Genomic DNA, 13,325 nt, shown 5'->3' with positions numbered 1-13,325 from the left:
TTTCATTTCATGCCCCGCTTCACTGTTCCGGGACCGAATTTTCGTTCTAACTGCGAAAGCAAAGTATCCATTGTCTCTTCTTTCGCATGTTTTTCAAAGTTATAAATGGATAGCTGTTCATGTAGTTCATTCATCATAACCACATTTGAAACAGTAATACCAAGAAGTCGAATCGGTTCGCCATCCCAATGCCTTGTAAACAAATCTGCAGCTTCTTTGTAAATGTCTTGTTCTTTATAAAGAGGATTAAGGACTGTTCGGCTACGCGAATGATTACGCCAGTCGGCTGTACGTATCTGGATCATAACGACTGTACCGGCTAATTGTCTATTATCAAGACGGTTAGCTACTTTGGACGCCAGCCATTTGAAAACCCTCAGGCATTCATCCAAATCAGTTTCATCTACAGTTAATGTAGTTGAGCTGCCGAAACTTTTTCGTTCATCGGCAGCTTCAGGGTCTACAAGACGGTAGTCAATACCATTTGCACGTTGGTGTAGACTGATGCCGTGTTTCCCAAAAGAAGATTTAATGGTAATTTCATCTGTTGTTGCCAAATCCCCGATTGTGTAAAGGCCTAACTCATTCATCTTTTTCTCTGTACTCTTCCCAATTCCATGCATTTCAATAACCGGAAGCGGCCACAAGATTGACTCGATTTCCCTCTTCCGTAAAATCGTGATACCCATTGGCTTTTTCATATCGGAGGCAGTCTTTGCAAGAAACTTATTCGGCGCAATACCAATTGAACAAGGTAGGTCGAGCTCCTGTAAAAGGCGTTGTTGCATAGCGGATGCAATATTCACAGCATTGGTCAATCCGCCAATTGCCGTAATATCGATATACGCCTCATCAATTGACACCGGTTCCACAAGGTCTGTGAAGGTTCGTAACAAATCGAAAACCGCAGACGAAGCAATCCGATACTTTTCGAAGTCGGGCGGGACAATTAAAAGACCGGGACATAATCGCTTCGCCTCGCCGACGGTCATCGTCGTGTAAATGCCAAGCGCTCTCGCTTCGTAGGAACACGTCACAAGGATGCCTTTCCGTGCTTTTGGATTACCGGCAACCGCCATTGGGATACCTTTCAAGGAAGGGTCATGGGCTTGTTCAACGGATGCGAAAAAACTATTCATATCAAGATGAAGAATGACCTTTACTTGCGATTCACCATCCGTTGTCACGACATAATCCCCTCCTTTGATGAAAAGCGTAAGGCGCCCGCTAGACGCGACAGGCATAAGTCGATCCAGCGACGTGGCGCTCTTTGCCACATAGCTGGATTGCTTTCAAGGAACCTAGCCTAAGTACGCCGCGTCCTGCGGCAACAGCTACATGACCCACATCCTGTGGGCCTCCGAGCGGCTGGCGCCTGAAGCATAGACAACGTTACAGATCAAAAAAACTTATACTGTCTTACCTAACATGCAAAAACCGGACAGATGACACTGCCCGGCCTACGCATTACTTTTCTTGTGCTAGTTGTGCTTCGACGTACTCGCCGATTTTATCCATCCCAGCAAGCGTTTGGGATAAAATCTCAGGGTCAACAACTGTAATCATTCTGTTTTCCAAATTTGCGATTGTTGTGAAATACGGTGTTCTTGAGTACGCCATAAGTCCTGAAGACGTTAATGCACTTTCTGGTATATCAAGAATTTCTTTCGCATCCAGTACAAGGAGTCCCATGAACAAGCTTCCAGTCTGAACTACCACAACACGTGCATCTTCAAATCCTTTTGCAGTTTTACCATAAAGAATCTGTTCAAAATCCAGAATCGGAACGAGTTCTCCACGAATCCGCATAAGTCCAAGCATATAGTCGGGTAGATGTGGAATCGGGTTTACTTGTTCGAGACGCTCGATTGACACGACGGCATCAACAGCAATCGCGTATTCCTCGTTACCACACTGGACAATAACTGCTTTTAAATCACTCATTCTATCCCCCTCCTTTTACTTATTCGCTGTTACATGGACGATTTCAAGCAAAAGTTCTGTCAGCTTGTTCAACTCTTCAACCGGCATCCGTTCATTTTTCGTGTGAATTTCTTCGTAACCGACAGCTAATGTAACTGTTGGGATACCTGCGCCGTTGAATACATTACCGTCGCTTCCACCGCCGCTCGTCATTAGCTCTGGCGTCAGTCCGATATTGTTGATGGCTGTCAACGCCGTTTGCACGACTTCTGCATCTTCTTCAAAACTAAATCCGGGATACATAAGCTGAACTTCTGTTTCAGCTGTTCCGCCCATTAGTTCAGCAGTCCGCTCAAATGTACGAATCATATGTTCGGTTTGTTCATTGAGCTTTTCTTGATTGATAGATCTTGCTTCCGCTAAAATACGCACTTCATCACAGACAATATTCGTTGCTTGTCCACCTTCAAAGCGTCCGATATTAGCAGTTGTTTCTGAGTCAATGCGACCCAGTGACATTGCAGCAATCGATTTCGCCGCGATATTGATGGCAGAAACTCCTTTTTCAGGTGCAACGCCAGCATGTGCTGTTTTGCCATGGATTGTCGTCCATAATTTCGCTTGGAACGGTGCAGAAGTTACAATGCCGCCTACTTTTTGGTCACTGTCGACAGCATAGCCGTATTTCGCTGTAATCAATGACGCATCCATCTCTTTCGCGCCGACTAGGCCACTTTCTTCGCCAGCTGTAATAATAAACTGAATGTCGCCATGTGGCTTACCGCTTTCTTTCAACGTACGTACCATTTCAAATAGGGCAGCAATTCCCGCTTTATCATCTGCGCCAAGAATTGTCGTACCATCAGAATAGACATAACCGTCTTCACGCAATTCAGGTTTAATACTTTGACCTGGAACAACAGTGTCCATATGACACGTGAAATAGATGGCGTCGATGCCTTCAGCAGTCCCTTTGAGCGTCGCAATTAAGTTACCTGCACCATGTCCAGTCCGATCGTCAGAATCATCTTCCTCAACGTCAAAACCTAGAGCTTCCATTTTTAGTGTTAAAACATCGGCAATGGCGCGTTCGTTTTTCGTTTCAGAATCAATTTGTACAAGTTCAAAAAATTCTTCGAGCAGTCTTTGTTTATTCATTATAAAGCATCCCCTTAATTATAACGGCATATTACCGTGTTTCTTCTTCGGTCTAGTTTCTTGTTTGTTGCGCATCATGTCAAGTGCTTGCAATAGTTTAATACGTGTTTCACGCGGATCAATAACGTCATCGACCATGCCGTGTGATGCCGCAACGTAAGGATTTGAGAATTTCTCTCGGTACTCCTCGATTTTTTCTGCACGCATTGCTTCCGGATCTTCGCTATTGGCAATTTCTCTGGCAAAGATGATATTTGCAGCGCCTTGCGCACCCATAACTGCAATTTCAGCATTTGGCCAAGCATAGACAATATCCGCTCCGATTGATTTGGAGTTCAGTGCAACATAAGCACCGCCAAATGCCTTTCGAAGAATAACCGTTATTTTTGGCACAGTTGCTTCCGAATAAGCATACAAAATTTTTGCACCGTGGCGAATTATACCACCATGCTCTTGTTTAATGCCTGGGAAGAACCCAGTCACATCTTCAAACGTAATGATTGGAATATTGAAAGAGTCACAGAATCGGATGAAACGTGCAATTTTATCGGATGAATCAATATCGAGCCCCCCAGCCATAACTTTCGGCTGGTTACAAACGAGGCCGACCGGTTCACCTTTCATACGGGCCAATCCGACGACAGCATTTCTTGCAAATTCAGCTTGAACTTCCATGAAAGAGTCCGTGTCGACGACTTGTTCGATAACACGCCGAATGTCATATGGGCGAATTGTTTCATACGGCACGACATCTGCCAAGTTTCCGCGGTAATCATCTGCTTCATTATAAGCCACGATTGGCGGTTTTTCCGTATTGTTTTGCGGTAAATATGCAAGTAATTTTCTAACATTTTCTAGAACTGTCTTCTCATCTTTACCTCTGAAATGGGCATTCCCGCTAATCGAGTTATGTACTTTAGAACCGCCAAGATCTTCTGACGATATTTTCTCTCCAGTAACCGTCTCAATTACTTTCGGTCCTGTAATAAACATCTGGCTCGTTTCATCTGTCATAAATACAAAATCTGTGATGGCTGGCGAATAAACTGCGCCGCCTGCACAAGGCCCAAGAATGACCGATATTTGCGGAATAACACCGGAGTAGATAGCGTTACGATAGAAAATTTCACCATACCCGTCAAGTGAAACGACACCTTCTTGAATCCGTGCTCCACCCGAATCATTCAATCCGATGAATGGTGCGCCATTTTTAGCTGCTAGATCCATGACATTGGCGATTTTCATCGCATGCATCTCCCCAAGTGCACCTCCGAAAACAGTGAAATCTTGTGAGAATAAATAAATCGGCCTTCCGTTAATTTTTCCGTACCCTGTCACCACGCCGTCACCAGGACCTACTTGCTTGTCCATACCGAAATCACGCGTACGGTGGACAACGAACGGGTTTAATTCAACAAATGAATTCGGATCTAGGAGCAGGTCAATTCGTTCTCTTGCTGTCAATTTTCCTTTTTCATGCTGTTTAGCAATTCGCTCGTCTCCGCCACCAAGTTCAATCACTCTTTTTTTATCATACAATTCATTAATTTTATCATAGATATCCATTTTGTCAGTCCCCTTTACCGCTTTTATCACATAGCTCATACAAAACACCGAATGATGATTTAGGATGAAGGAACGCAACTTCGGCCCCTCCAGCACCCAGTTTGGGTTCTTCTTGAAGTAATTGTACGCCTTTTTCTCGCAGTTCAGCCATTCTTGAACGAATATCCGTCACGCCAAATGCGATATGATGAACACCTTCGCCGCGTTTATTGATAAATTTGGCAATTGGCCCATCTTCCCCCAGTGGTTCCAATAATTCAAGCTTAATATTCCCGGCGTCAATGAATGCGACGCGCACGTTCTGACTGACGACTTCTTCAACTGCTAAAAGCGTAAGCCCGAGCGTATGTATGTAATAGTCTAGTGATACATCGATACTATTCACAGCAATTCCAACATGGTCTACTTTTTGCATACCAATTCCCCTCCCCCTATTGTACATTTTACCTCATTAAAACGACTATATGTTGTGATATTCATAAATTCTGTTAAAATAGAACTATTAAGCTTAAGGAGTTTTGACTAATGAGCAACCCTAAAGTACAAAAAGTTATCGTTTTAGTAATGGTTGGCGCAATGCTTGCATCAAGTGTTATGTTTGGCCTTAGTATGATTATGTAAAAAAACAAAAAACAGTCCGTATGTGCAACTAGCACGTACGGACTGTTTTTCACTTATTATGTCTAGCTTCCGTGCGCCAGACATTTGGAGACTCACAGGATGTGAGTTACGTAGCCGTTGCCACACGACGTGGCGAACTTAGGCTGTGTCCACTTGCAGGCGCACTACACTTTTCTTACAGTTCTTCGCAATAGTCCTCGAACTGGCTTTGTAGGTTTGTTACAACGGACATTGGATCATGTCCTTCGATTTCATAACGTCCAACTTCAGCTACCATCTTGCCATCTTTCATCAGTACGAATGATGGTGAAGAAGGCAAGTGATCTTCTCCGAATAGCATACGTGCTTGTGCTGTTGCTTCTTTGTCTTGTCCTGCAAATACAGTTACTAAGTGATCCGGACGTTTGTCATAATGTACTGCATGTGCAGCCGCTGGACGTGCAATACCGCCTGCACAACCACAAACTGAATTCACCATAACAAGTGTCGTGCCCGGGCGTTTAAAAGCATCTTCCACAAGCTCAGGCGTTGTCAGCTGCTCATATCCACCAGCTTCCATCTCCGCACGTGCTGTTTTAAGGATATCATTCATATAAAGATCAAAATTCATATTCATGTATAATCAAACCCCTCTCTATTTACTTCTTTATCATAGCAGGACAGCGAGTTTCCTGCAAAAATTCGATTTCGAAATACATAATAACTTGAAACGAAGCCTTTTACTGTTTCTTTCGTTAAAATACTAAAGCCTAATTATTTAAAAGGAAAGGCAATGAAGTGATTGGATTTTGGTTCGTCGGCTGACTTTTCACTGCATGCTTATTCTATAAATTGTCTGTTCTTACGCAATATTAATAAAAAAACACCCCCGTCCATGATTAAGATAACCACTTAGGAGGTGTGTCTTTTGCCCAATAGATGTCACCGATTGAATGATGAGCTGTAAATTCATCTGCGGCAATATGATAGTGGAAGTTATAGTAGTAGCCGTCTTTCGGCCTTTTTTCAGTACGAACATGGAAACGGATAAGGTCTTTTCTGTCTTCAAGATCATATACATTAAAAATTTTCTCTGAATAATCCCCGGCAGGCTTTTCGCTGATAGCAAGACGGCGCTTATGTAGATCATCAGAACTAGCAAGCGTCATTTGAATAGCTTCCTCAATTTTCGGGAAAATAATGCTGTCAAATTCATCAGCGATTACTGGACCAACTTTTGTTCCAAATTTCATGTACGATAGCTTCTTCGCAGACGTGATAAATAAATCTTCTACGGAGTCCGAATTATCTTCTAAACTATCGTCATAGTACGCATCTGCTAATTCAATTGGATAATTGTCACTTTGCAAAGGACTTGCAGAATGTTTCGAAACGTCTTTGTCTTGTAAGTTTGTCCAAATTTCATGATTCGGTGAAATGGCACCGAATGTCAAGAGTGCTACGGCAACAATGAGCGTCTTTTGTAACCACTTTTTCATAACATCTCACCCGCAATTGATTAAATTTTTGTTTACTTATAGTTTATTTGACGAAAAAGTATTGAAAAGGTTTCTTCTTTCTTATTTTCATTGTACAATAAAAATGAAGATAATTGTATGTTTTTTTGAAGGAGGGTATCACTGATGGATGTGAATCTGTTTATCGGTATCGGAATGCTGGCATTGCTCGTGTATCTTAGCTCATTGAATTTCACCCACTAATATCAATAAACGCCGTCGCCCTCATTTTTGAGGAGGACGGCGTTTTTCATTTTTCGATACAAGCGAAATGGAACTTCGTATTGGGTCTGATTTTTCGTTCCATATCAAATTGCTCGAATACGGGTGAATCAAACCGATCTTTCACAACAACCCGCCGCTTACATACACGTTGGGCTTGTTTTATCCATTCATCTGTCAGCGTACTATGCACGCCAGCTTGACGCAGTGGCGTGAAATTGGTCGATTCCGAAATAGGTGCATGAAACATCGGATCGATATAGACAATATCCCACGCTGAATCCGCTTGTTGGCTCAAAAACTCAACTGCTTCAGACTGGATGACTTCGATCCGAGTCATAGCCTGAGCAAGTTGCTCTGACTCAGATGGAAACGAGCGCAGACCCCGTCCAGTTATGAACGCGACTGCGGGATCTGCTTCTACGCCCAACACTTTGCCGCCTTCACCTGTTACGAAAGAAGCGATGATACTGTCAGAGCCAAGCCCAAGTGTACAATCGAGAAACGAATCATCTTTTTTCAATTGAGTTATCTCGATTAGCGGATCTGTTTCACCCTTCAATAACCGTTTCAATCTGAATGCTGCAGAATTAGGATGAAAGAAAAACGGTTCTTCCATTCCGATACGATATAAATCATATCGATTTTTCCCCGCAACAATAACATCCGAACCGTTTGTGTTTTGTATTCGGGAAACCGCTTGTTTTTTGCGTTCGACAATCGGATAGCCTAGGATTTCAGACGCTTCTAACGCAAGTTGTAGCGATTGATCATCAGGCCTGCCAGCGGTCGTGATGACTGTACTCATTATTTACAAACTTGATCGAGTACTTCCGATAGATGGTCTTTAATTTGCCCCATCTCAAAATTCTCGATTTGTTCTCTTGGAATAAAGTACGCGAGTGCCCCATCTTTCCAAAGTGCGATAGAAGGTGAGCTAGGCGGTACTTCCGGGAAATAATCCCGCATCATAGCTGTCGCTTCTTTATCTTGTCCTGCAAATACTGTGAACAAGTGATTTGGTTTATGTTCAGCTTCCTGTAATGCTTCTCTAACTGCTGGACGTGCAAGACCCGCTGCACATCCACAAACCGAGTTGATAACGACAAGCGCTGTCCCCTCAAGTGATTTCATTGTTGCTTCAACGTCCTCAGCCGTCGTTAGTTCCGTAAATCCATTTTGTGCAAGCTCTTCACGCATCGGTTTCACAATGCCCTTCATGTACTCGTCGTAAGCATTCATGTATTCGCCCCTTTTCATATGTGTTCAAAATCGCTTAGTAAATCAAGTTCCACGAGTTCCATTCTACCTTGTCTTTCATATCTTTTCACGGTTCTTCACTTTAAATGTTAGTTTTGTGTTAGTTGTTATGGTTTATTTGAGTTATTCCATTCAATCACTGCTTATTTTTGAGTGAACAAAAAAAACGACCGGATGGACATTCTACTATTAATCGCTTAATACATGCAGTTATTTGTTTTTTAAATTGTCCATACCTTGCGTTGTTATTGCTAATACTTGATTATCCGACCCTTGCCCGCTATCTGTGGCTTAGTCCTATTTGATAAGGTGTTCAATATGGATTTTGAAAGATAAAAAGCCTAACTCCTCCGTATCTTGAACAAGGAATTAGGCTAATGATTTTCAACAATCATGACCGTTAATGCAAAATATTTTGTTAAATTAACCCATCCACATCCCCCAAACAAAAAATGACCATATAGAAATCGGGAGGCCTATTAAGACACATGCAGTAACACTCACAATAAGGAATACTTTCTCAGTTTTATTGAAAATAAATAATGAAATAGGGATAATTATATATAATCCAATACTAATGAAAGTTACGATAGTTATAGCTGTTGTTAACTCAATTGCAGGGAAACGTTCATTTAAAGTATAAGATATATCTTGACCAAGCGTGCCTAAAATGGTTGCCAATATAAGACCTATGATTACAAAAGAACTATAAATCATCACCTTCATATCCTCAATCCCCTCTTTTGAAATCATTATTCTGCTATTTAAAAATCGTAACGAACTTCCTTTTGTTCCAAATAGATTTCTATTTTTCCAACAGTATGATTCTTGTCGTAAGCTATATAAGCTGAAAAGATAAGAACACTTTTAACTATTCTTTTCATAAAAGAAAACCACATTTTAAATTCAAACTACGTAAACAATTGTGCTTATGTTACGTCATTTGTTGATATATAGGTATATTTCAAGCATTATTTTTCACGAAAAATGCCCTCAAAAACAACCTTACCAATAATTGTCCTGTGAAAAAAACGAACGTAACAAATATAACCGCGCCATCTCTGCCAACAGGTTTAAACCAGCCACCCTCATCCACAATAAAATTAGTAGCCAAAAACACTGATAATACGCCAGTTATTATATTCACACAAAAAATGAAACGCAGTTTTACTGCTCCTGATAAAAGACCTGATACTACCACGTACAATATAGAACTCGCGAGTAGAAAAGTAGCTTCTTCATGTTTCATATGCTGTCCATATTCATAGTAATGGAAAAGGAACGGAGCTGGAATTAAAGACACAATCAACCATAGTACTTTCATAAGATCCAACCAAACAAATTTACTATTCGCCATCGTCAGGTGACTCCCCTTTGAATAACTCACTTAAACGAGTTAAGGCTTCTTGCTCTTCAAACGAGCTATACCATCTATAATTTTTGTCGTCTAAAATTCGATAATGTTGGCTAATTACATTTTGTTGCAATCGAAAACTCCCTTGATTATCAATTTCTTGCCACCAAACTCTTCCCCCCATCGACCTATCTCTTGGTCTATCTATTCCATTGTGTGCAATAGTTTCAATGATTTCTAAAGGTTCATCCCCTAAAACTGACCGCAAAATTTCACTATCTCTGAATAACGCACAGACCGCAATTACATTTGTCCAGCCCGATAACGTTCTTCCTTTTTCAATTTGGATAAGTGTTTTTTTGGATATACCCATAATGTCTGCCATTTTTTCTTGCGAATAATTTTTTTCTAACCGAATAAGTCTAATTTTACTGGAAATAAGTTCAATCATTTGCTCTTTATTCATATGTTACTTCCTTCCCAAAGGTTACTTACGACACCTATTAGTGTAATATTACACTAATAGGGAATAGGTATCAAGATTTACTTTTCCATTATTTAAGGTTTTGTCAGACTACTACTTTGAATTTATAATAAAAGCCACTAAATCGGTTCTTTGTACATTCGCTAATTCAATTAGTATTCTATCTTGAATCCTTAACATTTTTACCATCGCAGTAATCAGGTGTTAATTAAAACAAGCCATCTTCTCAATCATGAAAAGATGGCTTGTTTCGTTTTCACTATGGTTCTAGTTGCAGCTAACCTTTTTCATTTCACCTTCTTACGAACAAATGACAAGTACTTACTTCTCATCTACCAAAAGGCCACGTTCAATCGCTACATACAAGAGCCCAATTGCATCCGAATCCGTCAATGTTCCCTTCAATAGCTTGTCATGCCAAGTTGGAGATAACGGGCCATCTGGCATCTTTTCAAGTCGTTTTAAAACGGCGCTTGTCGAATTGATAAGTGATTGCGATGATGGTTTATACAATTTATTCGCCCCTTCCTTTGGTGATAGTATCGGACTGCCTACCGAAGAAGTTTGCAGCTGCAATTTAAAGTAGATAGCCAATCCTTCTGCGATTGCCTCACCTTGGGCTTGCAAATAGTGATTATCCCGTAACTTTAGAATGTCAACTGTTGAATCCATAAAGCCTCCCTCGCTTAAGAATGCCGGCATAGCAGATTCCCGAAGAACGTGGAAGTTGGCACGCTTCATCCCTCGATCACTTATCCCCATAGCCATTACAATCCTCGGATGAATAGCGCCAGCAATTTCAATTGATTTTTGGTTCGCCGTTGGGTTGTCCATTGTATATGTTTCAATACCGCTATGGCTGCCCCATTTATCCGCTAGGGTATTATGATGGATAGAAGCATATACATCGGCTTGCCACTCGTTCGCTAGAGTTGTGCGTGTAGTAAGTGGAACATCCGTCTTACCTGTTGGGTCATCCACACGTAGAATTTCCACGTTTTTGTATGTCTTTAGTTTAGCAATAGCGTATTTGGCTACTTTATTGTTAAACGACCACTCCCGCTCGTCATCCGGAGAACGTTTACCAGGTGTATTGAATCCGTGCCCAGCATCGATTACGATTTTAACCATTTTGTGACACCTCCTTTTTGTGTCCTATTAAAAAGTATTTGTCTTTTTTAAATTCCCACGGCAATCTAAAAGTACTTTTCTATTTATACTATTCATTATGTGTTTTGTGATGGCGGCACTTGTCCGTTTTAGAATAAATATGTATAGGACATGTCAAAACTTAACGTTCCAATATGTCCGATTTAGTTAATTTTCAAGACTTTTTGAGTTTATTTTTGTTAAACGGCAAACCTAATTGTTTCCTATAAAAATTGAAATTTAGTTCGACATGTTGCAATAAACGCTTATCTTTATCAAATAACGTTAAACTATCTTCGTAGTGTTCCCATCTGATTTCCTTTTTAATGGACCAAATAATCGTATCTAAATCAGGATCTACTAACTCATAGTTTCTTTTAATAATGTCTTCAATTTCAAAAAAAGACTCTTTTGTAATCCCGTCATATCCGTCACCTGGCACAATAGCCTCTCCGAGTAATTTTAATAAAGGGGTATAAACATTTTTCAAGATTTCTGTTTTATATTTAACCGCTTCGTTTCGAATCTCTTTCATAAGCTGAAAATGATAATTAAAAAAACTTGTGATAATGATTGTAATTGAAGAACTGACTAACGCGATGATGACTTCTTTCACTGCTCTCTCTCCTAACGCCTCTATTCGACCGGTATTGCCATTATATTCAGGCAATTTGTGACGGTGTGTACAATCACCGCATAATAGAAAACAGCCGCCTACTCTCATTTGAGCTGGCGGCTGTCTGTTAGTTTTGTTCGACTTTGACTCTTGAAAGTCCAAAATACGCAAGGACTGCAATTAAACTTGAAGCGAAGATAATAGCTCCCATTGGAATTGCTGTTTCTTCCCCTGCTATTCCGACAAGTGGTGCCGTGATTGCGCCTAAAATGAATGGCAGTAATCCAAGTAATGCCGATGCACTACCCGCAATATGCCCTTGCTTTTCCATCGCGAGTGAAAAGGAGGATGTCGAAATTATACCAATCGAAGCGACAAAAAAGAAGATAGGTACAACGATTGTAATAAGTGGTCCATTCAGTAACACAGCAATCAGTAGCAATGTACCTGAAGTGATAGAGATGAACAAACCTGATTCCAAAAAACGTTTTTCTGAGACAACTCCTGTTAAGCGTCCTACTACCTGGGTGCCGATAATTAGTCCAAATCCATTCATACCAAATAATAAGCTGAATTTCTGTGGTGAGACTCCATATATATTTTGATAAACGAAGGGTGTCCCGGCGACATAAGCAAAAATGCCGGCCATGATGAAACCTTGTGCAAGTGCATACCCCATGAACTGTTTGTTTTTCAGCAGTGACAGAAAGTTTTTTAATGTATGAGATAGGTTACTTGGAACGCGCATTTGTTCGGGCAATGTTTCATCCATTCTCCATAGGACAATGACAAATAGCAAAAAGCCGATTGCGCTTAAAACAGCAAATACACCAGTCCACTCAGTAAACGCGAGGATGCCTCCTCCAAGAACTGGTGCGAGGATTGGCGCCAAGTTATTAATCAGCATTAGTAAAGCGAAAAACTTCGTCAATTCTCGTCCGCTATATAAATCTCGGACGACAGCCCTTGAAATAACGATACCCGCAGCCGCGGCAAAGCCTTGTAAAAAACGTGCTGCAATGAAGAACCCGATATTCGGGGAAAATACACATAAAATTGATGCGACGAAATAGGAAATAAGTGCTATGAGCAACGGCTTTTTCCGTCCGTGGACATCACTCATTGGGCCAAGAATTAGTTGACCTAACCCGATACCTAGTAAGCAGGCAGTTAAACTGACCTGTACATAGGTGGCAGTGGTGCCAAAAGCACTTACGATTGTAGGGAATGAAGGTAAATACATATCAATTGTTAACGGACCCATCGCTGCTAATGTTCCAAGAAGTAATGCAAACCGTATTCGTTTATTTCCTTTAAGTGGTCCCATGTTCACTAACGACCTTTCTATGATTGAAAATAGTGCGTATGTATTGTGATGAAATCCCAAAAAAGAATCACAAGTAGTCTACTATATCACCAAAATGGCATACATAATAGTGGGATAATTTGGCTTCAAATCAACCCCACTACTTAATG

At 40.9% G+C, this 13,325-nt stretch carries 16 protein-coding genes; 1 reads left to right on the top strand and 15 read right to left on the bottom strand.

The window, feature by feature from the left end; translation table 11 throughout:
• Positions 1–2 precede the first annotated feature (2 nt).
• The 5 genes from I2483_RS00515 to mce form a co-directional block, all read right to left on the bottom strand.
• Complete coding sequence (locus I2483_RS00515; RefSeq protein WP_346267673.1) at positions 3–1,187, bottom strand: DNA polymerase IV; 1,185 nt, start codon at positions 1,185–1,187, stop codon at positions 3–5.
• A 280-nt stretch (positions 1,188–1,467) separates the two neighbouring features.
• On the bottom strand, positions 1,468–1,944 hold the full coding sequence (locus I2483_RS00510) for a chemotaxis protein CheW (RefSeq protein WP_207173159.1): 477 nt from the start codon (positions 1,942–1,944) through the stop codon (positions 1,468–1,470).
• Positions 1,945–1,959: 15 nt separating this feature from the next.
• Positions 1,960–3,081, bottom strand: a complete 1,122-nt coding sequence (locus tag I2483_RS00505) for a M20/M25/M40 family metallo-hydrolase (RefSeq protein ID WP_207173158.1) — start codon at positions 3,079–3,081, stop codon at positions 1,960–1,962.
• Positions 3,082–3,099: 18 nt separating this feature from the next.
• On the bottom strand, positions 3,100–4,647 hold the full coding sequence (locus tag I2483_RS00500; protein ID WP_207173157.1) for an acyl-CoA carboxylase subunit beta: 1,548 nt from the start codon (positions 4,645–4,647) through the stop codon (positions 3,100–3,102).
• Positions 4,648–4,651: 4 nt separating this feature from the next.
• Complete coding sequence (gene mce / locus I2483_RS00495; protein ID WP_207173156.1) at positions 4,652–5,062, bottom strand: methylmalonyl-CoA epimerase; 411 nt, start codon at positions 5,060–5,062, stop codon at positions 4,652–4,654.
• Between the two features lie 110 nt (positions 5,063–5,172).
• Here mce and prli42 point away from each other — a divergent pair, with 110 nt between their 5' ends.
• Complete coding sequence (gene prli42, locus I2483_RS00490; protein WP_207150210.1) at positions 5,173–5,268, top strand: stressosome-associated protein Prli42; 96 nt, start codon at positions 5,173–5,175, stop codon at positions 5,266–5,268.
• 175 nt (positions 5,269–5,443) lie between these two features.
• Here the strand turns inward: prli42 and I2483_RS00485 are convergent, their stop codons facing one another.
• The 10 genes from I2483_RS00485 to I2483_RS00440 form a co-directional block, all read right to left on the bottom strand.
• On the bottom strand, positions 5,444–5,884 hold the full coding sequence (locus tag I2483_RS00485; protein WP_186670695.1) for a BrxA/BrxB family bacilliredoxin: 441 nt from the start codon (positions 5,882–5,884) through the stop codon (positions 5,444–5,446).
• A 262-nt stretch (positions 5,885–6,146) separates the two neighbouring features.
• Positions 6,147–6,746, bottom strand: a complete 600-nt coding sequence (locus tag I2483_RS00480) for a YpjP family protein (RefSeq protein ID WP_207173155.1) — start codon at positions 6,744–6,746, stop codon at positions 6,147–6,149.
• A gap of 268 nt (positions 6,747–7,014) precedes the next feature.
• Entirely contained in the window at positions 7,015–7,794 is a 780-nt protein-coding gene (locus I2483_RS00475; RefSeq protein ID WP_207173154.1) for a class I SAM-dependent methyltransferase, read from the bottom strand.
• Entirely contained in the window at positions 7,794–8,228 is a 435-nt protein-coding gene (locus I2483_RS00470; protein ID WP_186670698.1) for a BrxA/BrxB family bacilliredoxin, read from the bottom strand. The genes I2483_RS00475 and I2483_RS00470 overlap by 1 nt, the downstream gene beginning before the upstream one ends.
• Before the next feature lie 441 nt (positions 8,229–8,669).
• Positions 8,670–8,972 (bottom strand): hypothetical protein, encoded by a 303-nt coding sequence (locus I2483_RS00465; RefSeq protein WP_207173153.1) that lies wholly within the window; start codon positions 8,970–8,972, stop codon positions 8,670–8,672.
• Between the two features lie 238 nt (positions 8,973–9,210).
• Complete coding sequence (locus tag I2483_RS00460; protein WP_207173152.1) at positions 9,211–9,603, bottom strand: hypothetical protein; 393 nt, start codon at positions 9,601–9,603, stop codon at positions 9,211–9,213.
• A complete protein-coding gene (locus I2483_RS00455) occupies positions 9,593–10,066 on the bottom strand; it encodes a helix-turn-helix transcriptional regulator (RefSeq protein ID WP_207173151.1) in 474 nt (157 codons plus the stop codon). The genes I2483_RS00460 and I2483_RS00455 overlap by 11 nt, the downstream gene beginning before the upstream one ends.
• 339 nt (positions 10,067–10,405) lie before the next feature.
• Positions 10,406–11,215 (bottom strand): N-acetylmuramoyl-L-alanine amidase family protein, encoded by an 810-nt coding sequence (locus I2483_RS00450; RefSeq protein ID WP_207173150.1) that lies wholly within the window; start codon positions 11,213–11,215, stop codon positions 10,406–10,408.
• 193 nt (positions 11,216–11,408) lie between these two features.
• Entirely contained in the window at positions 11,409–11,849 is a 441-nt protein-coding gene (locus I2483_RS00445) for a hypothetical protein (RefSeq protein ID WP_207173149.1), read from the bottom strand.
• Positions 11,850–11,976: 127 nt separating this feature from the next.
• Positions 11,977–13,176 carry a Bcr/CflA family multidrug efflux MFS transporter gene (locus tag I2483_RS00440; RefSeq protein WP_207173148.1) on the bottom strand — a complete coding sequence of 400 codons (1,200 nt, stop codon included), beginning with the start codon at positions 13,174–13,176 and terminating at the stop codon, positions 11,977–11,979.
• Positions 13,177–13,325: the final 149 nt, after the last annotated feature.

The sequence above is a fragment of the Sporosarcina sp. E16_3 genome (genome assembly GCF_017347125.1).
Classification (GTDB): Bacteria; Bacillota; Bacilli; order Bacillales_A; family Planococcaceae; genus Sporosarcina.
Note: the sequence above shows the minus strand (reverse complement) of the source record. Positions and strands in the feature narration are given on the sequence as shown.

Coding starts and splice junctions, on each gene's coding strand:
- I2483_RS00510 (WP_207173159.1), bottom strand. CDS start 1,944: ATGAGTGATTTAAAAGCAGTTATTGTCCAGTGTGGTAACGAGGAATAC.
- I2483_RS00505 (WP_207173158.1), bottom strand. CDS start 3,081: ATGAATAAACAAAGACTGCTCGAAGAATTTTTTGAACTTGTACAAATT.
- I2483_RS00500 (WP_207173157.1), bottom strand. CDS start 4,647: ATGGATATCTATGATAAAATTAATGAATTGTATGATAAAAAAAGAGTG.
- mce (WP_207173156.1), bottom strand. CDS start 5,062: ATGCAAAAAGTAGACCATGTTGGAATTGCTGTGAATAGTATCGATGTA.
- prli42 (WP_207150210.1), top strand. CDS start 5,173: ATGAGCAACCCTAAAGTACAAAAAGTTATCGTTTTAGTAATGGTTGGC.
- I2483_RS00485 (WP_186670695.1), bottom strand. CDS start 5,884: ATGAATATGAATTTTGATCTTTATATGAATGATATCCTTAAAACAGCA.
- I2483_RS00480 (WP_207173155.1), bottom strand. CDS start 6,746: ATGAAAAAGTGGTTACAAAAGACGCTCATTGTTGCCGTAGCACTCTTG.
- I2483_RS00475 (WP_207173154.1), bottom strand. CDS start 7,794: ATGAGTACAGTCATCACGACCGCTGGCAGGCCTGATGATCAATCGCTA.
- I2483_RS00470 (WP_186670698.1), bottom strand. CDS start 8,228: ATGAATGCTTACGACGAGTACATGAAGGGCATTGTGAAACCGATGCGT.
- I2483_RS00465 (WP_207173153.1), bottom strand. CDS start 8,972: ATGAAGGTGATGATTTATAGTTCTTTTGTAATCATAGGTCTTATATTG.
- I2483_RS00460 (WP_207173152.1), bottom strand. CDS start 9,603: ATGGCGAATAGTAAATTTGTTTGGTTGGATCTTATGAAAGTACTATGG.
- I2483_RS00455 (WP_207173151.1), bottom strand. CDS start 10,066: ATGAATAAAGAGCAAATGATTGAACTTATTTCCAGTAAAATTAGACTT.
- I2483_RS00450 (WP_207173150.1), bottom strand. CDS start 11,215: ATGGTTAAAATCGTAATCGATGCTGGGCACGGATTCAATACACCTGGT.
- I2483_RS00440 (WP_207173148.1), bottom strand. CDS start 13,176: ATGGGACCACTTAAAGGAAATAAACGAATACGGTTTGCATTACTTCTT.